General features: G+C 29.7%; 22 protein-coding genes, 1 pseudogene and 1 riboswitch. Of the genes and pseudogenes, 22 read left to right on the top strand and 1 reads right to left on the bottom strand.

Annotation, left to right across the window (positions count from 1 at the left end; all coding sequences use genetic code 11):
• Nucleotides 1-121 precede the first annotated feature (121 nt).
• The 6 genes from B8965_RS12855 (at nucleotide 122) to B8965_RS00115 (ending at nucleotide 5,955) form a co-directional block, all read left to right on the top strand.
• The gene (locus B8965_RS12855; protein ID WP_278336303.1) at nucleotides 122-367 is read left to right on the top strand and encodes a nitroreductase family protein; all 246 of its coding nucleotides are present in this window, start codon (nucleotides 122-124) and stop codon (nucleotides 365-367) included.
• 13 nt (nucleotides 368-380) lie between these two features.
• The gene (locus tag B8965_RS12850) at nucleotides 381-683 is read left to right on the top strand and encodes a nitroreductase family protein (RefSeq protein ID WP_278336302.1); all 303 of its coding nucleotides are present in this window, start codon (nucleotides 381-383) and stop codon (nucleotides 681-683) included.
• 212 nt (nucleotides 684-895) lie between these two features.
• Nucleotides 896-2,170 carry an efflux RND transporter periplasmic adaptor subunit gene (locus B8965_RS00130; RefSeq protein WP_084051842.1) on the top strand — a complete coding sequence of 425 codons (1,275 nt, stop codon included), beginning with the start codon at nucleotides 896-898 and terminating at the stop codon, nucleotides 2,168-2,170.
• Complete coding sequence (locus B8965_RS12845) at nucleotides 2,167-3,954, top strand: efflux RND transporter permease subunit (RefSeq protein ID WP_084051841.1); 1,788 nt, start codon at nucleotides 2,167-2,169, stop codon at nucleotides 3,952-3,954. The genes B8965_RS00130 and B8965_RS12845 overlap by 4 nt, the downstream gene beginning before the upstream one ends.
• A gap of 59 nt (nucleotides 3,955-4,013) precedes the next feature.
• Nucleotides 4,014-5,270, top strand: a complete 1,257-nt coding sequence (locus B8965_RS12840; RefSeq protein WP_084051840.1) for an efflux RND transporter permease subunit — start codon at nucleotides 4,014-4,016, stop codon at nucleotides 5,268-5,270.
• A 25-nt stretch (nucleotides 5,271-5,295) separates the two neighbouring features.
• Nucleotides 5,296-5,955 carry a TetR/AcrR family transcriptional regulator gene (locus tag B8965_RS00115; RefSeq protein WP_084051839.1) on the top strand — a complete coding sequence of 220 codons (660 nt, stop codon included), beginning with the start codon at nucleotides 5,296-5,298 and terminating at the stop codon, nucleotides 5,953-5,955.
• Nucleotides 5,956-6,146: 191 nt separating this feature from the next.
• Here the strand turns inward: B8965_RS00115 and B8965_RS00110 are convergent.
• Nucleotides 6,147-7,711, bottom strand: a pseudogene (locus B8965_RS00110) (FAD-dependent oxidoreductase).
• 309 nt (nucleotides 7,712-8,020) lie between these two features.
• Here B8965_RS00110 and B8965_RS00105 point away from each other — a divergent pair.
• The 16 genes from B8965_RS00105 to B8965_RS00035 all read left to right on the top strand — a co-directional run bounded on the left by B8965_RS00105 (nucleotide 8,021) and on the right by B8965_RS00035 (nucleotide 21,976).
• Nucleotides 8,021-8,677 (top strand): hypothetical protein, encoded by a 657-nt coding sequence (locus B8965_RS00105; RefSeq protein WP_084051838.1) that lies wholly within the window; start codon nucleotides 8,021-8,023, stop codon nucleotides 8,675-8,677.
• A 184-nt stretch (nucleotides 8,678-8,861) separates the two neighbouring features.
• Nucleotides 8,862-10,508: a methyl-accepting chemotaxis protein gene (locus tag B8965_RS00100; RefSeq protein ID WP_159446224.1), complete on the top strand. Its 1,647-nt coding sequence runs from the start codon at nucleotides 8,862-8,864 to the stop codon at nucleotides 10,506-10,508.
• 78 nt (nucleotides 10,509-10,586) lie between these two features.
• Entirely contained in the window at nucleotides 10,587-11,342 is a 756-nt protein-coding gene (locus tag B8965_RS00095; protein WP_084051836.1) for an exodeoxyribonuclease III, read from the top strand.
• A 271-nt stretch (nucleotides 11,343-11,613) separates the two neighbouring features.
• Nucleotides 11,614-11,811 (top strand): cold shock domain-containing protein, encoded by a 198-nt coding sequence (locus B8965_RS00090; RefSeq protein WP_084051835.1) that lies wholly within the window; start codon nucleotides 11,614-11,616, stop codon nucleotides 11,809-11,811.
• Nucleotides 11,812-11,992: 181 nt separating this feature from the next.
• Nucleotides 11,993-12,098, top strand: a riboswitch (TPP riboswitch).
• 104 nt (nucleotides 12,099-12,202) lie between these two features.
• A complete protein-coding gene (locus B8965_RS00085) occupies nucleotides 12,203-12,799 on the top strand; it encodes an energy-coupled thiamine transporter ThiT (RefSeq protein ID WP_084051834.1) in 597 nt (198 codons plus the stop codon).
• A 12-nt stretch (nucleotides 12,800-12,811) separates the two neighbouring features.
• A complete protein-coding gene (gene tenA / locus B8965_RS00080; RefSeq protein ID WP_084051833.1) occupies nucleotides 12,812-13,483 on the top strand; it encodes a thiaminase II in 672 nt (223 codons plus the stop codon).
• 70 nt (nucleotides 13,484-13,553) lie between these two features.
• Nucleotides 13,554-14,666 carry a tRNA 2-selenouridine(34) synthase MnmH gene (mnmH, locus tag B8965_RS00075; protein ID WP_084051832.1) on the top strand — a complete coding sequence of 371 codons (1,113 nt, stop codon included), beginning with the start codon at nucleotides 13,554-13,556 and terminating at the stop codon, nucleotides 14,664-14,666.
• A gap of 65 nt (nucleotides 14,667-14,731) precedes the next feature.
• The gene (locus tag B8965_RS00070) at nucleotides 14,732-15,310 is read left to right on the top strand and encodes a class I SAM-dependent methyltransferase (RefSeq protein WP_084051831.1); all 579 of its coding nucleotides are present in this window, start codon (nucleotides 14,732-14,734) and stop codon (nucleotides 15,308-15,310) included.
• Between the two features lie 84 nt (nucleotides 15,311-15,394).
• A complete protein-coding gene (rbr, locus tag B8965_RS00065) occupies nucleotides 15,395-15,931 on the top strand; it encodes a rubrerythrin (RefSeq protein ID WP_084051830.1) in 537 nt (178 codons plus the stop codon).
• 42 nt (nucleotides 15,932-15,973) lie between these two features.
• Complete coding sequence (locus tag B8965_RS00060) at nucleotides 15,974-16,351, top strand: desulfoferrodoxin (protein WP_084051829.1); 378 nt, start codon at nucleotides 15,974-15,976, stop codon at nucleotides 16,349-16,351.
• A gap of 204 nt (nucleotides 16,352-16,555) precedes the next feature.
• Nucleotides 16,556-17,440, top strand: a complete 885-nt coding sequence (locus B8965_RS00055) for a radical SAM/SPASM domain-containing protein (protein ID WP_084051828.1) — start codon at nucleotides 16,556-16,558, stop codon at nucleotides 17,438-17,440.
• A 101-nt stretch (nucleotides 17,441-17,541) separates the two neighbouring features.
• Nucleotides 17,542-17,673, top strand: coding sequence for a hypothetical protein (locus tag B8965_RS12835; protein ID WP_278336301.1), 132 nt, complete (start codon nucleotides 17,542-17,544; stop codon nucleotides 17,671-17,673).
• A gap of 149 nt (nucleotides 17,674-17,822) precedes the next feature.
• Nucleotides 17,823-18,803: a LysM peptidoglycan-binding domain-containing protein gene (locus B8965_RS00050; protein WP_084051827.1), complete on the top strand. Its 981-nt coding sequence runs from the start codon at nucleotides 17,823-17,825 to the stop codon at nucleotides 18,801-18,803.
• A gap of 225 nt (nucleotides 18,804-19,028) precedes the next feature.
• Entirely contained in the window at nucleotides 19,029-20,237 is a 1,209-nt protein-coding gene (locus tag B8965_RS00045) for a methyl-accepting chemotaxis protein (RefSeq protein WP_084051826.1), read from the top strand.
• 246 nt (nucleotides 20,238-20,483) lie between these two features.
• Entirely contained in the window at nucleotides 20,484-21,644 is a 1,161-nt protein-coding gene (locus B8965_RS00040) for a DEAD/DEAH box helicase (protein WP_084051825.1), read from the top strand.
• 29 nt (nucleotides 21,645-21,673) lie between these two features.
• Entirely contained in the window at nucleotides 21,674-21,976 is a 303-nt protein-coding gene (locus B8965_RS00035; RefSeq protein WP_084051824.1) for a hypothetical protein, read from the top strand.
• Nucleotides 21,977-22,130: the final 154 nt, after the last annotated feature.

Below are 22,130 nucleotides of genomic sequence, written 5' to 3'. Positions count from 1 at the left end.
TTAGAAGGAGAAATTTGCTTGATTTAATTAGTATTATTTTAGCAATAAATGTTGATAAATATAGTAGGTGATTATATGTTAATATAAATTATGGTAAAAATATAGTAAAGGAGAGATTTAAATGAATGATACTTTACAAATAATTAAATCTAGAAGAAGCACTAGAGTTTTTCTGCCTGAGCAGATTGAACAAGCAGAATTAGAGGCTATTTTGGAGGCAGGTATTTATGCACCAAGTGCAGTAAATCAGCAACCTTGGTATTTTACCGTTGTACAAAACAAGGATTTACTAGATCGCATGAATCTTAGTTTTAAAGAATTAGCAAAAAAATCTGAGCATCCTCATGTAAAAAAATGTAGGAAATAGCGAAAACTTTCATGTGTTTTATAACGCACCAACAGTAATATTTATTTCAGGAGATGAAAAAAATCCAAAGGCTCCTGTGGACTGTGCAGCAGCTACTCAAAATATGCTGATTCAAGCAGAATCATTAGACATTGGATCCTGCTGGATAGGATTTATCGCTCTTTTATTAAATAGTGAAGAAGGCAAAGGCTTTCTAAAAGAATTAGAACTACCCGAAGGTTATAGACAAATACATGCAGTTGCTTTAGGAAAGAAAAAACATCAATCCGCAAAAGCACCTCAAAGAAAAGAAAACCTAGTTAATTATATAAAATAATTTACAAACATAATTTGATATAAATCTAAGGTTCATTAAAGGAGATAATCTATACTTTAATGAACCTTTTTTTATTAAAACTAAACTTATTTATTCTTGCTTTACACAGGAAATATTTTAAGTTAATATAAAGTGAGTAATCACTCATTGTGGATGTATTGATTGTAAACTTTTGATTTACGCTAAAATATTGGTAAAGGGGAATAGTTATTATGCTGAAAAAAAGAAAGATATTGATAGTAATTATTATAGTAGGAATCATAATTACTGGTATTGTCTCTGTAAAAAAAATAAACCAAAGAAAATCGTTGATAGTTGCAGAAGAAAATGACTTAGGCATACCTACAGCTATTATGGAAGTTGCTACAGGAGAACTAAGGGACGAAATAAGTTATGTGGGAATAATCGAAAGTAAAAATGCAGTTGCCATTTCCCCTAAAATAACTTCGGAGGTAAGCCAGTTAAAGTTTAAAGAAGGAGATTTTGTGAGTAAAGGAAATGTTATTGCAAGTTTAAATGACAAGCAGCTTAGCGCTAAAGTAGATACTACTATGCATAAGAAAGAAACATTACAAGTTAATCGTAATTATTTAAATAAAGAAATTAATAATTATTACGAAAAAAATCCACTAGTTAAGAAAATAGAAGCTTTACAAAGTAATTATGACTTTTTAAGTACTCAAGTAGAAAAACAAAAAGTTCTCTATGAAAATGGAGCTATTCCGAAAAATTCTTATGATGAAGTAGTTCATGAACAAGAGGTAATGGCAATTCAGCTAAAAGAATTAAAAGCAACCTCGGAGAATTCATATAATAAACTTATTCATGAAGAAAATATGGTAACAACCCAAATAAAAGAAATAGATGCTCTAACCAATGAATTAAATTTGAATGTTCAGGAAACAGTGATAACAGCACCTATAAGTGGCAGAATCAGGTTAATTAACTACAATGAAGGTGATTTAGCTATGATGGGAAAACCTTTAGCAATTATTGATGATTTAGATAATCTGATAGTTAAAGTAAATGTAGGCGAAGTAGATTTAGCTAAGCTTAAGTTAGGAACAAGCGCTATTATTGAAAGCGATCTTAATAAATACCATATTGAAGGAAATATTACCAATATATTGCCAAGTGTTAATCCTCTTACCAAGTTAGGTGAAGTAGAAGTTTCCTTTTCTCTAAAAGATAAAAAAGACTTAAAAATGGGCGCTAGTAAAAAGGTAAGATTTATCCTTAATGAGGATCTAAAAGAAGAAATATTAATAGAGAGTGCCTTTATTAAAGAATTACAAAATAAAAAAATTGTTTATGTAGAAAAGGATGGAATAGTATTTGAAAAAGAAATTAAGACAGGATTAAAAGTAGGAGATAAAGTAGAGGTTTTAGAGGGTTTAAAAAAGGGAGATAAAATTGCCTATAAAAATATAACTACATTATACGATGGTGCAAAAATATTTGTTTATCAAGGAGTGGGTAATTTATGAATATAGGTAAATTTTCTGTTAAAAACAAATATTTAATTTTAACTATAATTATAGGTATAGTTATCTTTGGTTTTTACGCTAGGTTCACAATGAGTACTCAATTATCTCCTGATACAAATCCACCGATGGCTACAGTGATAACCCAGTATCCAGGCTCTGCTGCTCAAGATGTGGTTACAGATGTAGTAGAACCTATGGAAGATGAATTTGGAAAACTAGAAGGAATTAAAAATGTTAAATCAACTAGCCAAGATAATATAGCAATTATCCAGTTAGAATTTGATTATAGTAGAAATATAGATGAAGCGGCAATTGAGATTCAAAACTCCATTAGTCGAATTAGACAAAGCTTACCAAATCAAATAATGGAACCAAGGGTTTTAAAATTTAGTACAGCTGATAAACCAATTATGACCATAAGTTTAAATAGTAAATCTTTAAGTATGCGAGATATTAGGCAATTAGCTGACGATAAAATTGCTTATGATCTTCAGCTTTTAGAGGGAGTTGCTTCTGTCGAATTATTTGGAGGTTATAATAATGAAATCCAAGTAAAAGTAGATAAAGATAAGTTAGTAGCTTATGGGATTTCGCTAGAACAAGTATCTGAAATTTTAAAGCAAAATAATATTAAAGCCCCTGGGGGTAAAGTTACTCATGAGAATAAAGATATCTTAATTAGGATTGAAGAAAGTTTTCAAACACTTGATGATATTAAAAAAACTATGGTTCCTTTAAATGGCGGGGGTTTTGTTTATTTAGAAGAAATTGCTGCTGTAGATTTATCAACGGAAAAGCTCGAAAGCTCTTATAGATTTAATGGAGAAGAAGCAATTGCTTTAATGATTACTAAAAAAACTAATGATAATACAGAAACAGTGATAAAAAATGTAGAAGGAGAGCTTGAAGAATTAAGAGAGAAATATCCCTTTATTGATTTTAAGGTAGCTCAGGATGATTCAACATTTACGAAGCAAATGGTAAATAATATGAGTAGTAGTGTTTTCACGGCTATCCTTTTAACTGTATTTGTAATTATTTTGTTTATAACTAAGATAAATCAATCATTAGTAGTTTCTATCTCGATGCCGTTAGTATTTTTAGCTACTTTAGGACTTATGAAGTTATTTGGAATGAAGCTAGATTTAGTAACACTTTCAGCATTAATTTTGAGTATTGGTTTTGTTGTCGATGGAGCTATAGTAGTTGTGGAAAACATTGTAAGACACCAGGATGTTTTAGGAAAAGATATAGTATCAGCAGCTATAGATGGAACCAATGAAATAGCTCTTCCAACTATTGCAGGAGCAACTACTACTTTAATTGTTCTAGTGCCTCTTATCTTTATTAAAGGTTTTGTAGGGGAGATGTTCAGACCTTTATCAATGACTATAATATTTGCTATTTTATCTTCATTAATTATAGCACTAACTATAATACCTTTATTAACAGTATTACTTGATCCATTTAGATTACCAAAAGTAGAAAAAAATATTAGTAAAGTAACAAATCCTTTTAATAAAATGATGGACAAATTGTTAAATCTTTATTTAAGACTTTCAAAGTATGTTATTGGTAATAAGGTAAAGTCGTATATATCCATAATTGTCTTAATGGTTTTAAGTGGAGGATTTTTAATTACAAATGGTGTAGAAATGCTTCCTAAATTTGATAGCGGAACTACTTTTATTTCAATAGAAATGGAAGATGGAACTGACATTAAGGATACTACTGAGACAATTAAGGATATTGAAAAATTGTTAGAAAAAGAAAAAATATTATAAGCTATGATTCACAGCTAGGATATGAAAAAGGAAGTAATCAGCTTGGCGATTTTGGAATAATGGGAACGAATCAAGGGATGATAACAGTTAATTTGAATAATAGAACACAAAGAAATGAAACCATTTGGGAATTTCAAGAAAGATTAAGAAAGAAAATTACTAAAATTCCAGATATAAAAAGATTTGTAGTTAAGGAAAAGGGAGGAACGGCAATAGGGACTTCTCCAGCTCCTTTAGATATTAAAATAAGTGGACCGGATCAAGAAATATTATATACAATGGCACTAGGCTTGGAGGAAAAGATAAAAGAAGTAGAAGGCACGACTAATGTTTATAAGAGTTTTGATATGAATAATAAACAACTCAATATTAAAACAAATGAGCAAAGAATCATAGAATTAGGTCTTAATAATAGAGTTATTGCTAGTCAAGTATATAGCTCAATAGAAGGTCTTAAAAATACAACAATGAATTTAGATGAAGCTAAAAATATCGATATAACAGTAAGTTATAGGGATGATTATAGAGAGTCTGTGGATGATCTATTAGATGTAGCTATTCAGTCTCCTCTTGGAATTAAAGTCCCGCTACGGGAAGTTGCATCTATTGATATTACAAAAAGATTTAACATTATAACTAAGGATAATTTAGAGTATAATATAGACATCTTAGGTTATACCCATGATCGTCCCTTTAGCCATATAACTAAAGATATTAATAAAATACTGGATAATTATCCCTTGCCAACAGGATATAGTGCCAAGCTTACTGGAGAACAAGAGGCTTTATCAGATTCCATGAAAGATATGCTTATGTTACTTTCTATGGCGATTATTTTTGTTTATTTGATTTTAGTTCCCCAGTTTAAATCTTTTTTACATCCAATAACAATTATGTCAGCCATACCTTTAGTAATTATAGGTATAGCTCCAGCCTTAGCCCTTGCAAATAAATATATATCTATGCCCGTTCTTTTAGGTTTTATCTTGTTAGCGGGGACAGTTGTTAATAATTCTATACTTTTAATTGGGTATATACAGGATAAAAGAAAAGAAGGTATGAATATAGAAGAAGCAATAGTAGGAGCTATCAGGACAAGATTTAGACCAATAATGATGACTGCTCTTTCAGATGTAGTAGGAATGCTTCCATTAGCATTACAGCTAGCCTTAGGTTCTGAAAGGTTTTCACCTTTAGCAATAGCTGTTATTGGAGGTATGTTATCAGCTACATTTCTAACTATTATAATTATACCTTTAATATATGCAAGTTTTGAAGATATTAAAGAAAAATTAGGACTTAAAGCTCTAGAATAAGGGGAAAAATGAAAGGAGCTATTAAATGCAAAACTTAAGTGATAATGCTTTAAGTATTCTCTTACAGCAATACCTTGAAACAGAAAAAAATCTTACAGAAAAACAAAAAAATATCTTAAAAGCAGCTGTAGCTGTTTTTAGCGAAAAAGGTTTTGCGGGAGCTTCAACTAGTGAAATTGCTCAAAAAGCTGGAGTTGCTGAGGGTACTATTTTTCGTCATTATAAAACCAAGAAAGCCTTGCTTTTTAGTATAGTTTCTCCAACTATTGTAGGTTTAGGAGCCCCGATTGTTCTAAAGGATTTTGAGAGTATACTGGAAAAACAGTATGTGGATTTTGCAGATTTCCTACGTACAATTATTAAAGACAGATTTGAATTTATTAAAAACAATCAAGCTATTTTAAAAATAATTGCTAACGAAATTTCCTTTCATCTTGAATTACAACAGATGGTTAAAGAAATCCTAACAACAAGAATAATGACTAAAATACAACTCGCAATTGAATATTTTCAGGAGCAGGGTGAAATAGTTTTATTACCTTATGAAACCATAGCGAGATTAATCTTTAGTACAATAGCAGGGTATGCTGTAACTCGTTTTCTGATTTCCCCTAACCAAGACTGGAATGATGAACAGGAGATTGAAACCATGATAGAATTTTTAGTTAAGGGACTAAAAACATAACAAAGTTATTTTTATTTCAAATAATACCTTAGATTTTTTCCCTATAATAAAACTCCCCTATAGCAAACAGGTATATTATTTTAACTGTCTACTATAAGGGGAGCATATCATTTTTAATAAATGTTTGAAATACAGACCTTCTTTAATTTCTCAAATTAAGTACACTTAACTAGCTGTAGATATTTAAATAATTAAAAGTCCTCTTTAATTAATCGTTCAATTAAATTAACATCATTACGGGCATCTAAAGGTTTAATTGCTGGGCCTTCAATTACTTCTCCTTTATAGGAAAATCTAGATCCGTGACATGGACAGTCCCAAGAGGTTTCAGCTGAATTCCAAGTTAATTCACATCCAAGATGGGTACATGTTGTATTTACTATATGGAGTTTACCAAGGGTATCTCTAAATGCGCCACATCTTTGTCCATCAGCTTCAATTACCTTGCCTTCTCCACGTTTAATTTCAACTTTATTTGGAAGGGGAGAAAGTTTACCCTTTAAAAGTTCTCGTGCAACATTATAATTTTCGGTAATATATTTTTTTGCAGAAGCTTTAATGGTTTGACGTGATGGATTATAGACATCTTTCCAAGGGCTATCTCCCTTTATTATTAAATCTTTTATAACCATACCTGCAGCTGTACCATTAGTCATTCCCCATTTTCCATAACCTGTAGCAATATACATATTGGGTGTTTTTTCTGTATATTGACCTATGTATGGGAGTCCATCCACAGTCATACAGTCTTGGGTGGACCAGCGATAGGGAATATCTTCTATGCTAAATAATTTTCTAGAGTAATTAACTAATAAATCATAATGGTTTTGTGTGTTAACACCTTGTCCTGTTTTATGATTTTCTCCACCTACTAAGAGTAGTTCTCCATTTTCAGTATCTTGGCTTCTTAAGGATCTAGTAGGATCCTCGGCTGAAATATACATTCCTCCAGGATATTTATCCACAGCTTTAACTGCTACTACATAAGATCTCTCTGTAGAGATTCTGCTAAAATAAAGATTGGCTTTGTTATAAAAGGGATAATGAGAAGCAATAATAACCTTTTCAGCGGTTATTTTTTCCCTTGACCAGTAGTTAAAATATAGGGACTGCCTTCAATAATATCAACAACTCTACTTTGTTCATATATTTGGACGCCTTTATTTATACATTCCTGTGCTAACTTTAAAAGATATTTACGAGGATGAAACTGAGCTTGATTGTCAAAACGAATAGCTGCCTTAATAGGTAAACTAAAAGGTAATTGATTTACAAAACTTGCACTAAGACCTAGGTTAGAAGCGGTAGCTATTTCATTGTTGATTTCCTGGATATATTCATCTTGCTGCGTAAAGACATAGGCTGATTCGGTAGTTAAATTACATTCTATCTCAAGTTCTTTTACAGTTTTTCTAATAAAGGACAGGGCATATTCATTGGCATCAGCATATTGCTTTGCAAATTCTTCACTAATTTGGTTTTTAATTTTGTTATAGATTAGACCATGTTGGGAAGTTATTTTTGCAGTAGTATGTCCTGTTGTACCTTGTGAAATCCGATCAGATTCTAAAATGGCAACTTTTAAACCCTCTTGAACAAGCTCATAAGCACAGGATATGCCTGTAATGCCTCCGCCAATGATAGCAACATCAACTTTTACATCTTCCATTAAAGCAGGATACTTGGTTACAGGGGTGGAAGCCAGCCAATATGATTGTGGTGATTTGGAAAAAGGATATTCTTTATCTATGTGCATATTTTCCTCCAAAGCATGAATTTAAAAGAGAAATACTTACCCTATTTTTCACTTATATTAGAAAATTATTCATTTTAATATTATCTCAAGACATTAAGTCAAATTCTTTTAAATAAAGACAAAAATAAAAAAATAGAATAAAGATAGTAATAAGAGGTTAAGTTATGTTAAAATGTAAGACAATTTAACTTACCTAAATAAATGATGTGTTTATTTGTAATAATATGTTATTATTAGTGGGGATAGTTAATTATGAAAGACCTGAATGTAAGGTTAGGAAAATATTATTTTATTAAGGAGGAGTTGTATATGAAAAAAATAGCTTTATTAGTTTTATTGTCTTTAGTACTTAGTACATTCCTCGTTGCCTGTGGAAATAAGGATGATTCAGTATCTAAGGATAAAGGAAGTGCCAAAGAAGAAAAAATAGCCACTCTTTTTGAAAAATCAGAAAAAATCAAGGATTTATCATATGATTTCATCATGACCTCAGAAGAAGAGGTTACAAAAGGGAAAAATTGGACAAAGGATAAGTGGGTTAAAAATCAATTCATGGCTGATGAAGAAGAGATAATTTACATTTTAGATATGAATAAAAACATCTCTTATACTTATTTACCTACTAAAAAGATGGCGATAAAAATGAATGTAAAAAATCCAGAAAACGAAAGTATTAAAAAACCAAGTGATTATATAAAAAATATAAATTTAGAAAACGCAAAAATCGTAGAAACTACTACTTATGCTGATGAGGAATGTAAAGTTATCTCTGAAGTTAATAAAGATGGAAAAGAAATTTTAAAAATGTGGTTTTCGACTAAAAGCAATCTACCTATAAAGGTAGAAGAAGGACTTGATAGTGATAAAAAAGTAGTTATGGAATATAAAAATATTAAAACCGAAAAAATTTCTGAAAATATTTTCGAATTACCTAAAGATGTACTAATTACGGATGTTACTAAATAATTAACTTAATTCAATAAGTTAATTATTTAAAAAGGTTTAAAAATAAAAAATATGTAATGAAATTTTTAAAAGGTCACTAGCAAAGCTAGTGGTCTTTTGTTTTTTCTATTCAAGAAAATATGGAAAGGCTTACTAAATATGCTATACTAAATTATTATAAAAAACTTAAATTATGGAGGTTTATATGAAAATTAAAACAAAGATTATAGTAACCTTTCTACTAATGATAATAACTGTTTTATCGGTTGTTACAGTCAACTATTCAACGTACCAAATGCTTGAATCGGATTCTAGTTTTATAAATTTCTCAGGCAGATTAAGGGCTACCACTTTTAGAATGGCACAAGTATCAAATATGATTATATTTGAAAATAATCTAACAGCTAAAAAGGATTTAGGTGAAAAAATAAAAACTTTTGATGATATTATTAATAATATTCAAAATGGAAATGATTCTCTAGGATTAAAACCCTTAAAACATGAAGAAACAAAAAAAAGCTTGGAGAAAATTAAAAATCAGTGGGATGAAAGATATAAACCAGCTTTTATGAATATCATGGAGAAAGAAGATGAAACATCTTTAGCGATTATTAATACTGAAATAGATACATATGTACAAGAAATTAATGAATTAGTAACGGATTTTTCGCTTTATTCAAGAAATAAGGTTCTTACGGCCAAAACTATTAATTCAGTTTTTTTAATATTAGCCTTGCTGATTGGTATACTATCAATACTTTTGTTAAATAAAGGAATTCTAAAACCACTTAAAGTTTTGATGAATGAATTAAAAGATTTATCCTCAGGTCAAGGTGATTTAACTAAACGAATTAAGACTAATAGTAAAGATGAGATAGGAACACTTACTAACTATTTTAATCTTTTTATAGATGATATACATAAAATAGTTCAAGAAATTGCTAAGGCTTCGAATTTAATAGCAACTGATATGAATACAATTGCTATCACTACTCATGAATTAACTCAATCTACAGAGTCAATTGCTTATTCATCTCAGGAGGTTTCAGATGGATCTATTACTCAAGGTAATGAAATAGAGAAGTTACTAGATTTAATAAATAAACTTCAAGTAGAACTTAAAAATGTAAATCAAAAAGCAAATATGACATTGGGTTATTCTAAAGAAACCGAGCATTCTGTAAAGGTGGGTAATGAATATGTATTCAAACAATCCCAAGAATTAACTGATTTTATTACTGCAATTGAATCAGCTTCGCAGGTTGTTAATGATTTAAATCATTATTCAATAAATATTAGAGAAATTGTAGAACTTATTAAAAATATTTCTGGACAAACCAACTTATTGGCTTTAAATGCCTCAATTGAAGCAGCACGTGCTGGAGAACATGGAAGAGGTTTTTCAGTGGTAGCTGACGAAATTAGAAAATTAGCAGAAGAAACAGATAAATCAGCTAGTAATATTAATGAAATAGTTAAAAATATGGGTATGAAAAGTAATGATGTTAATCAATCTATGGATGAATTAGTAGCTAAAATTAAAATTCAAGAAGATTCTATGGAAGGATTAGAAAACCAGTTATCATTAATTTTAGCAAATTCTAATACTACACTAATAGAATCAGAAGAAATTAAACAAATAGTAGGAATTGTCTTAGCAGAATTTGAAAATATTAAAAATGCTTCAGTTGTTTTAAGTGAAATATCTGAAGCAAACAGTAATAGCACTCAGGACGTAGCTGCTGCAGTACAAGAACAAACGGCTTCTTTTGAAGAAGTATCTGCAAATACTAATTCTATAAGTGAATTAGCAACTAAACTTAAAGAAATTGTAAATAAATTTGCAATTTAAATAGTTTTAAATTATTATAATCTCGTTTTCAACTATATCTTGTAAACGGTTCAAATATTTATATAAGGAGTTTTTTAGATGAAATTGGTTTCTTGGAATGTTAATGGTATAAGGGCTTGTGTTAAAAAAGGATTTTTAGATTACTTTACTGAAGTAGATGCTGATATATTTTCTATTCAAGAGACAAAATTACAAGAAGGTCAAATTGATTTAAAGTTAGAGGGATATGAACAATACTGGAATTATGCAGTTAAAAAAGGATATTCTGGTACAGCGATTTTTACAAAATATACCCCTTTATCTGTGACTTATGGCATAGGAATAGAAGAACATGACCAAGAAGGTAGGGTTATAACAATGGAATTTCCTAATTTCTATCTTGTAAATGTTTACACACCAAATTCGCAAAGAGGGCTTTTAAGATTGGATTATCGTATGAATTGGGAAAATGATTTTCAAGCATATTTACAAAAGTTAGATAGTCAAAAGCCTGTTATAACTTGTGGTGACTTTAATGTTGCTCATACAGAAATCGACTTAAAAAATCCCAAGACAAATAGAAAAAATGCAGGGTTTTCTGATGAAGAAAGAGATAAAATATCTAAACTTTTAGAGGCTGGATTCATTGATTCTTTTAGATTTTTTTATCCTGAAAAAACTGAAGCTTATACTTGGTGGTCTTATATGGCAAGAGCAAGAGAAAAAAATGTAGGGTGGAGAATAGATTATTTTTTAGTTTCGGAAAAGTTAAAAGACAAAATAAAAGATGCCCAAATTCATGCAGAAATTATGGGGAGTGATCACTGTCCCGTAGTGTTAGAAGTAGACGCATAATAAAGTTTTAAACTAATAAAATACCTGTAAATTTACACTTGAAAAATATAATTATAAATAAATGCAAAAAAAAATAAAAAATATCATAAAAATACTTGCACAGAATATAAATTCATGATAGAATGAACTTACCTTAATTCAGCAGTAAATATTTATTATGTAATATGTTCTGAGTTTACTAAGTTTAGATTTGGTATTGTTATTTCGGGAATTTTAGTACTAATAATTTTTGCACAGGATTAAAGGAATGAAATTTCGGAGGTATTATTATATGAATGGTACAGTAAAATGGTTTAACGCAGAAAAAGGTTTTGGTTTTATTACAGGTGAAGATGGTAAAGACGTATTTGCACATTTTTCACAAATCAACTCAACAGGATTCAAAACTCTTGAAGAAGGTCAAAATGTATCTTTTGACGTTGTTGAAGGAGCTAAAGGTCCTCAAGCTGAAAACATCACAGTTATCTAGTCAATTTAAACCTCTTAAAGTTAATTCTTTAAGAGGTTTTTTACTGAAAAAATATATCTGTATCTTCTGTCGGTTTTTATATTAAGGCAGATATTATTAATAAAGAGAGTTAATAATATTATTAGATAATCGCAGATAATTATTAAAATATTGAATAAATTAGAAATTTAAGATATAATTTAGAAAAATATAAGGGAGCTGTGTAAACGGCTGAGATAGAAGATGTATCTTCTGACCTCTGACCTGATCTGGGTAATGCCAGCGTAGGAAATATGTTATATTAGTATTTTTAAACGTGCTAACCAGTTAGGTGCACGTTTTTTTTTATTGCAAAATTCTAATTAACTTATCAGAGAAAGTTGCATTTTTCTATAAAAAGGGGGAAAATAGAATGAGTATAGCAATTTTTTTAGCAGTGATTTTCACAGTAGTACTTAGTGTTATAACTTGTGTTAATCTAAAAGGATTTAAATTAGATACAAGAAGGTTAACGAGAATTGGAGTTGTTACAACATTAACCCTTGTTTTGTACATGATTAAAATAGTGCCATTTCCACAAGGAGGAGGCTGTAGTTTATTATCTATACTTCCTATTATGGTACTAGCTGTGATAGCCGGAAAGGAAGAAGCGCTAATTTGTGGTATTGTTGTTGGACTTACCAAAATTGTCGTTGCTCCACCCTTTTTCCCATTACAAATACCCCTAGATTATTTAGGTGGAATGATGGCGATAGCATTTACTCCTATCTTTGGTATTGATAAAAAGAGTAAATTGTTTTTAGGGGCTATATTTGCTTCAATTATATCTATTTTATTTAGTATTTATTCAGGAATAATTTTCTTTGGTCATTTTGCACCAGAGGGTATGAATGTCTGGTATTATGCGGCAGGATATAGTTTGCTTGGATATGGAGTAGAAGCATTAGCTAGTTCAATTGTTCTAACATTGTTACCATTAAATAAATTTAGAGAATTAGTAAAATTATAAGAGGGTGAAAATATGAGTTTTGCTAAAATGATTATTGAAGATCAGAGAGTGAAAAAATATTATGAAGATTACATGAAACATCCCTTTATTAAGGGACTAGGGGATGGAAGTTTAGAAAAAGAAAAATTTAAAAAGTATCTTATACAAGACACATTATATCTAAAGGATTATGGTAAGGTATATGCACATGCATTCTTATTATCTGATAGAATAGAAGATTTGCAATTTTTACATACATGTATAGGTGTTGTAATTGCAGAAGAAACTAATATGCATATTAGATATCTTAAAGATTTTAATCTTGATGTTTTTATGATTGATAATATGAAAATTGAACCTGCAAATAGAGCATATTTAGATTATATGTTAAGCTTTAAAGAGGGTGGGGATATTAAAGAGATTTTTATGTCTGCGCTTCCTTGTACACTAACTTATGAATATATAGGAAAAACTTTAAAAGAACAATGTATTAAAAATGGTAATAATAATGCTAAAGACAATTACTACTATCCTTGGATTGAAGATTACGCTGGAGAAGGATTCGAAGATTTTAGTATTAAGTCTTGTGAGCTTGTGGATAGGATATGTAAAGATATTGACGAAGAAGAAAAAGAAAAGTTAATGACAATCTTTTTAGAAGCATGTCGATATGAAATGGGATTTTGGGATATGAGTTTTGAATAAAGGAGAATTTATATGGAAAACATTAAATTAACAGAGTATAGTAATGGAGCTGAAATCTCAGCCTTAACAAATGAATAGATCTAGTTTAAGCAATTATACATATAATGACTTTGAAAAAATTGTCTTAGAAAAAATCCCACTAATAGATGTTAGAGCTCCTATAGAGTATGAAAAGGGTGCCTTTTTAAATGCAATAAATTTACCTCTTATGAATGATGAAGAAAGACATTTAGTTGGAATTTGTTATAAAGAAAAAGGAAATAAAGAAGCTGTAAAATTAGGACACCAGTTAGTCTCTGGAGATTTAAGAAAGTCCAGGATAGATGCCTGGTCATCTTATATCACTAAGCACCCTAATACTATGATTTACTGTTTTAGAGGTGGTCAGCGTTCTGCAATAACTCAAAAATGGATAAAAGAAGCTACTGGTAATGATGTACTGCGTCTTCAGGGAGGATATAAAGCGTTTAGGAATTATTTAATAGAAGAACTTTCTCCGGAAAAACAAATAAGTACACCGATTTTACTAGGAGGATATACAGGTTCTGGTAAAACAATACTTCTAAAAGAACTTAAAAATGCAATTGATTTAGAAGGAATTGCCCACCATCGTGGTTCATCATTTGGAAATCATGTTACACCACAACCTAGTCAAATTGATTTTGAAAATAATCTTTCTTATGCTCTTATCTCACATAAACATGAGAAACATAAATATATGATATTAGAAGATGAATCACGAAATATTGGTTATTGTTTTATACCAAAAGAGTTATTTGAGTTTTTTAGAAAGGGTAATTTAGTGGTATTGAATGTACCTTTTGAAGAGCGGGTTCAAATTACCTTTAATGAGTATGTACTCATGTCACAAGCTAATTATATAGATACATTTGGACATTCAACAGGGCTTATAGAGTGGTCTGGTTATATCACTAGAAGTATAAATAAGCTGCAGAAAAGATTAGGCGTTGAAGGTCATAAAAGACTTTTAAATGTATTTGAAGATGCATTTAAAATACAAATTGGTTCTAATAAACCCGACTTACATAGAAATTGGATAGAAATACTTTTAAAAGAATACTATGATCCTATGTATTCTTATCAAATGAAAAAGTGTACCAGGGAAATGGTTTTTCAAGGTAATGCGAAAGAGGTTATAGATTATTTTAAGATGTTGGCCTAAAGATGATATAACTGGAATTTTTTTCTGATAGTTTAGTGAATATGCTTTTATCCAAGGAGGTAATTATGGTACATAAATTTGAATCTAAAAATAAAGATATGCTCGATAATGAGTGGAGGCGTCAGAACTTACCTCCTTTAGATACATTAAAAATATTAGGGCTGTCTACAGATGATATAGTAGCAGATATTGGTTGCGGGATTGGTTATTTTACAATATCTGCTGCAAACATTGTTGATCCTAATAATAAGGTATATGCTTTGGATACGTCAGATGAAATGCTTTCAGAGGTGGAAAGAAGAGCTTCTGTAGCTGAGTCTTTTAATATTGTAGGTATTAAGACTGATGAATATGAGCTAAAGCTAGAAAATAAATCAACTAGTTTTTCATTACTAGTAAATGTACTTCATGAAGTTGAAGATAAAAACACCTTTTTAAAAGAAATTAAACGAATTTTAAAAGATAAGGGTAAATTAGCGATAATAGAATGGGAAATGGGACAAGATAAAAAAGGTCCCCCTATACAAGATAGAATTGATAAAAATGAAGTTATTGATTTATTAGTTTCTGAAGGATTTGAAATAGATAAAACTCTAAATTTATCGGAATTTTTTTATGGTATAGTTGCAGTTAATACACCTTAAAATCTAAATAATTAAAATTAAAAACAGGACATTTAAATAGAATGTTGAAATATACTATATAGTTACTTATAGGAGGGAAAAGAAATGGATCTAAAAGGAACAAGAACTGAGGCAAATTTAATGGCAGCTTTTGCGGGCGAATCACAAGCAAGAAACAAGTATACATATTATGCTTCTAGAGCAAAAAAAGATGGTTTTAATCATATAGCTGATTTGTTTTTAGAAACAGCTAATAATGAAAAAGAACATGCTAAAATTTGGTTTAAACTTTTACATGATGGTATCCCAGATACAAAAGAGAATTTAAAGGATGCTGCAGCTGGTGAAAACTACGAATGGACAGACATGTATGCAAAGTTTGCAAAAGAAGCTAAAGAAGAAGGATTCGATAAGATTGCTTATCTTTTTGAACAAGTAGCTCGCATTGAAAAAGAACATGAAGAAAGATATTTAAAACTACTAGAAAACCTAAACGAAGGAAAAGTTTTTGAAAGAGAAGAAAAACAAGAGTGGAAATGTGATAATTGTGGTCATATTCATGTTGGTAAAAAAGCTTTAGAAGTATGTCCAGTATGTGATCATCCACAAGCATTTTTTCAAATTAAAGCTGACAACTATTAAGTTTAATTATTAGTAAAATAATAAGAGAAGGGTGGTAATAATATGAAATCGAAAGTATCTTTTTTCCGTTGTGAAATATGTGGTAACATAGTAGAGTTAATTAAAAACGGTGGAGGAGAATTAGTTTGCTGTGGTCAGCCTATGGTTAAGCTAGAAGCTAATACTACTGAAGCTGCTTATGAAAAACATATCCCAGTGGTAACTAAAAAGGATAATCAGATTCATGTAGATGTAAGTTCAGTACCACATCCGATGACAGAAGCTCATTTTATTGAGTGGGTAGTAGTTGTAACAGATGATACAGTTGAAAGAATAGCGCTTTCACCAAATGATGAGCCAAAAATAGTAACCTGTGATAAAGATGATGTTGAAGTATATGCATACTGTAATTTACACGGATTATGGAAAGCAGATATTTAAAAGGTTATATCGAAGTGCACCCCCCATCTTAGATAAAATCTAAGATGAGGAGGTGCTCTTTTTATGTGTATAATTTCAAATAATGATATAATAGTTAATGAAGTGATAAAAATAAAGACCGCAATATTATATTTAGCTCATTTTAGAAAATAAAAAATAGATAATTATATCCGTTATATGCGAGATATGAAAAGGGATGTTCTGATGAAAAAGTTTAAAAGAATTTATCTAGAGATTACAAATATCTGTAATTTGAAATGTAGTTTTTGTCCCCCAACGAATAGAAAACAAGAATATATAACGATAGATAATTTTAAAAAAATATTAAATCAAATTAATAAATATACTGATTATCTTTATTTTCACGTAAAAGGAGAACCATTACTTCATCCAGAACTAGAACAATTACTTAAGATTAGTGATAATGAAGGATTTAAAGTAAATTTAACCACTAATGGAACTTTGATAGAAAAAACAGGGGATATTTTATTAAATAGCCCTGCTTTAAGACAAATTAGTTTTTCTTTACAAAGCTGTGAAAATAATAACCTCAATGAAAAAGAAAAGTACATTAAAGATATTTTGGATTTCATGCATAGAGCAGTTAAAGAAACAGATTTAATTATCGAACTTAGGCTGTGGAATTTAAATAACTCTAATAACGTAGAAAATAAATCGTCTAAAAATGACTTTATGCTTAATTATATTCAAAGTTCCTTAAATTTGCCTTTTAAAATTGAAGAAAAGGTAACTCCGGGTAAAGGAATAAAATTAGTAAACTCTATTTATTTAAGTCAAGAAACCAAATTTACGTGGCCAAACTTAGGTATCAACGATATAAGCGAAAAAGGTTTTTGCTATGGACTACGAAGTCAAATTGCTATTTTAGTAGATGGAACTGTTGTCCCATGTTGCTTAGACTCAGATGGTGTGATTAATTTGGGTAATATTTATGAAAAAAAATTCACAGAAATCATTAATAATAAAAGGTCCCTAAATATGGTTAATGGTTTTTCTCAAAGGGAAGTAGTAGAACCTTTATGTAAAAAATGTGGATATAGAAAGAGATTTGAAAAGCTTACTAAATAGTAAGCTTTATTACATAAAACTTAGACTTTTCGCAAATACTAATTTTGTAAGATTTTTAATTGTTATATTTGTTTAATAATTGCGGAAAAGGGGTGTTAATTATGCCTAAAGATAGTCAACCTGATAACAAAGAAGCAAGAATGAGAAAATGTAATTATCAGACTCCTATAACTAGAGAAGCACAAAATCATAATAAAAATGCTAAAAAGCAATCAATAAAAAGAGAATTCTAAGATAATTAAGGGGCTGTTGAACTTTATGTTCAACAGCCTTTACATTATTTTGCCAGTAATATCTGGAAAATTAAGCAACAACTTTACTATGTTTAATGGTATAATAGGTATAGCAAAATTGGTAAATACATAATTTGGAGGGGAAAAGTGTGAATATTAAAAAAATGATTTTATCATCAGTTGTTGGTTTAACAGTTCTCTCGGGAAGTATAGGTATAGCAAATGCCCAAAATGAAAATTATGAAATTAAAGCTGGGGATACTTTTTGGAAATTAAGTCAGAGGTTTAATATTAGTTGTACTGAACTTATGAACGCTAATAAAGCCACAGGAAATACAATCCTTTATATTGGACAAACTATTACTATACCAGGGTCTACTCCAAATCAAAATTATAGTGGACAAGTTGTGAAGGATACAAATACAAATACAAACACAAACACAAACACAAACCCTAAACCTAATAAAGATGAAAGTACAGAAAATACATATAAAGTTAAAAAAGGCGATACTCTTTGGAAATTAGCTATGGAACTTCAAGTTCCTTTTAAGGATTTTCTTAAAGCAAATAATTTAAACGAAAATTCTGTTATACATATTGGTGATACATTAAAAGTACCAGTTTATAATATTGATGTAAAAGAAACTCCAGGAGAAAAATTTGGTGAGTATTTAGATTGGTGGACAGAGGCTCAATATGTAATACCTATTGGAGCTGTTTTAAAGGTTGAAGACTTTAATTCAGGTAGAACTTTTATGGTAAAAAGAACAGCAGGGGCAAATCATGCAGAGTTAGAAACTCTAAGCATGGATGATACAAAAATTATGAAGGAAATTTGGGGCGGCCAGTTTAAATGGGCAGCTAAACCTGTAATAATTCATTATAATGGAAGAAAGCTGGCAGCAAGCTGTTCAGGTATGCCTCATGCTGGAAATGATAAAGATCCAGGTGGAGTTCATACTTCCTGGAGAAGTGAAGGATATGGAGCAGGATATAATTTAGATTGGGTAAAAAATAATGGAATGGATGGTCATTTTGATCTTCATTTTAAAAATAGTACTAGACATAAAGATGGAAAAATTGATGTTCAACATCAAAATAATGCTAAGATAGCAGCAGGAATTAAATAATTTAAAATAAGAACTAACCCCTTACGCTAAATTTAAAGCTTAAGGGGTTTTTTATAGCTAAAAATAAAAACAAATTAAAGGGTTATTTACTTTGCATCTAGAATATAGATAGTTAAATGTTAAAGTAAATATATGGTTAATGGCAAAAATAATACCTTATTGTATAACAAAATGAGCGACAAAATAGAGATGAAAGTTTAGGAAAGTTTTGTGGAGGTGCACGAGATGAAGTTTTTTAATCGAAAGCAGCAAGAAATAGAAAAGACTGAAGTAGAAAAAGAAAAACGTGTGAAAACTGATGATCAATTAAGATGTGATGGATTACGAATTGCTATGCCTTATCCTTATTATATTCGTGATATGGATTTTAACATCATAGAATTTTCTCCACTTATGGAAAAAATGACAGGCTATACTAAAGAAGAAGCATTCAAAATGAAATGCTATGATGTCTTTAAGGCTTCTATTTGTGGTGAAAATTGTGTTGTGCAAAAACATTTAAAAAATGGAAAAGATCCTGTGAGAGATGTTTATGTAGATATTAAAGATAAAAAAAATCAGGAAATACCTACCTTAATTTCTTATATACCTTATTTTGATTCAAATGGCAAAACTATTGGTGCAATTGAAGTTATAAAAGATGTAACTGTCGAAAAGAACATGATGGATATATTAGGTCAAGAATCACAACAACTGGGCTCTATTAGTGAAGAATTAGCAGCTTCAAGTGAAGAAACTTTGGCTATGAGTACGCAGGTGGCTAGTACCTCAGAGTCTCAAACCAAAAAACTTGGTAACTTCAAAGAAAGTATGAAAGAAACTGACGATCAATTAGAAACAATTGTTGATGATACGGCAATAATCAAAGAATCTATCCAAATCTTAAATGATTCCATGGATAATACCATTTCAGGTTTAAGTGTTTTATCAAAAAGAGCAGATGGTATTGTAAATATTGTTAATACAATAAAAGGAATTGCAGACCAGACAAACTTACTTGCTTTAAATGCTGCAATTGAAGCAGCAAGAGCAGGAGAAAATGGTAGAGGTTTTGCAGTAGTAGCGGAAGAAGTACGTAAATTAGCTGAAGGAAGTGCTTTAGCCACAAAGGATATTCATGAAAATTTACATGAAATAACTCAGCTTGTTTTAGAAGTTAGTAAAAAGGCATCAGAAACAAATAGTAAATTAAAAACAAGTGATGATGTTATTGTGAGATTAATAAGTGAAATTCATGAAATTAGGGATAGTTTAAATAAAATTGTAAGTACTGTAGAAGAATTAGATAGTGAAGCAGAACAAAATACAGATATAAGCAAAAACCAAACTATGGCTATGGAAGAAGTAGCTAAAGTAGGGGGAGAACTTGCGGAAATAGCTCAAAAGGTTCAAGGAGAGGTAAATAGATTAGCTGAACACGCACATTTGAACTAAGTTATATTTGAATTTTGGAAAATTTATTGCAGATGGTTATTCGATTATTTAAAGTCGAGTAGACCATCTTTTTTATGCTTTATCTAATGGGTTAAGTATAACAGAAAGTTTTTAAATTTTATAAGTTTGGGTATAATAAGTAAACATACATCCTATTTATATTATATTTGTAAAGACTTTTAAAGTAGGATACAATTCAACCAAGAGAAGATTTAAATTATACACATAGAGGAGTAATATTATTATATGGATAAAACGTTTGAAGAAATTGGTGTTGACCAGAATATAATTAAAGGATTAAAATTACAAGAAATTGAAAAACCTACAAAGATACAAGAAGAAGTAATACCAGAGGCACTTTTGAATGAAGATATTATTGGAGAGGCTCAAACGGGTAGTGGTAAGACACTGGCCTATTTAATTCCGATTTTTCAAAAAATTGATGCTGAAAAAAGAGATAATCAAGTAATTATTTTAGCTCCTACTCATGAGCTAGCGATTCAAGTTAATAATCAAATAAGACTTTTAGTAGATAATTCAGATTTAAATATTACTTCAGCTGTAATTATAGGTAATGTAAATATTAAAAGACAAATAGAAGTGTTGAAAAATGAAAAACCACATATTATTGTAGGCTCAGCAGTAAGGATCTTAGAACTAATAAAGTTGAAAAAAATTAAGCCTCATACAGTTAAAACAATTGTCATAGATGAAGCCGACAAATTACTAGATAAGAATAATCTTAATGATATTAAAGCAGTGATAAAGACTACGTTAAAGGATAGGCAAATAATGCTATTTTCTGCAACAATACCCGAAAAAACGTTAACAGTCTCAAAAGAGATAATGAAGGATTTTAAATTAATTAAAATTAATCCAAAAAGTATAGTAAATGAAAACATAACACATATGTACTTTGTTTGTGAAAGAAGAGATAAATTATTAACTTTACGTAAATTAGTACATGCACTTAATCCAAAAAGGGCAATTGCTTTTATTAATAATGCCTATAATATTGAAATGTCAGTAGCTAATTTAGAATATCATGGTTTAAAGTTGGAGTCTATATATGGAGATGTAGGGAAAGAAGAACGAAAAAAAGCCTTAAATAACTTTAGTTCTGGCAAAACTAATCTTTTACTTGCATCTGATATAGCTGCTAGAGGATTAGATATCAAGGATATAGATTATATTTTCAGTCTTGATATTCCAGAAGACCCTCACGTTTATCTGCATAGAGCAGGAAGAACAGCAAGAGCGGGTGCTACAGGTATATCAATATCTATAATTACTGAAAAAGAGTTATTTTTGTTAAAAAGTTATGAAAGAGCATATAAAATTAAAATAGAAGAAAAAGATATGTATAAAGGTAATATCGTAGATAAAAAGATTAACAAAAAGAAATAGTACAATTAAAGCATCTAGCCTCAAGATAGATGCTTTTTGATTTTCAAAATGAGGTGAGATCCATTAAAGGTAAACTAATTCTAGTCTTAGCATTGGTGGTTTTTATAATAGGTTTTTTATATTATGAAAATAATGGTTTAATGATTAGCCATTATAAAATCAATAGTAATAAATCTTTAAAAGGTTTTAAAGGCTTTAAAATTATTCATCTATCAGACCTACATAGTAAAAAGTTTGGCAATAATAATAAAAATATGATTAAAATTTTAAAAAAAGAAAACACCCGACATTATTGTAATTACGGGGGATTTGATAGATCGGAGAAAATATGATGAAGACAAAAGTTTAAAACTTATTAAGAGGTTTAAAAAAAATTAGCTCCTATTTATTTTGTTGACGGGTAATCATGAAGGTTGGTCGGGAAAGTTCAATTCATTAGAAAGAAAGTTAGAAAAATGAAGGAGTAATTATTTTAAGAAATGATAC

This window comes from Desulfonispora thiosulfatigenes DSM 11270 (genome assembly GCF_900176035.1).
Taxonomy (GTDB): Bacteria; Bacillota; Peptococcia; order Peptococcales; family Desulfonisporaceae; genus Desulfonispora; species Desulfonispora thiosulfatigenes.
The sequence above is the reverse complement of the archived record's forward strand: the minus strand, read 5'-3'. Positions and strand labels throughout refer to the sequence as shown.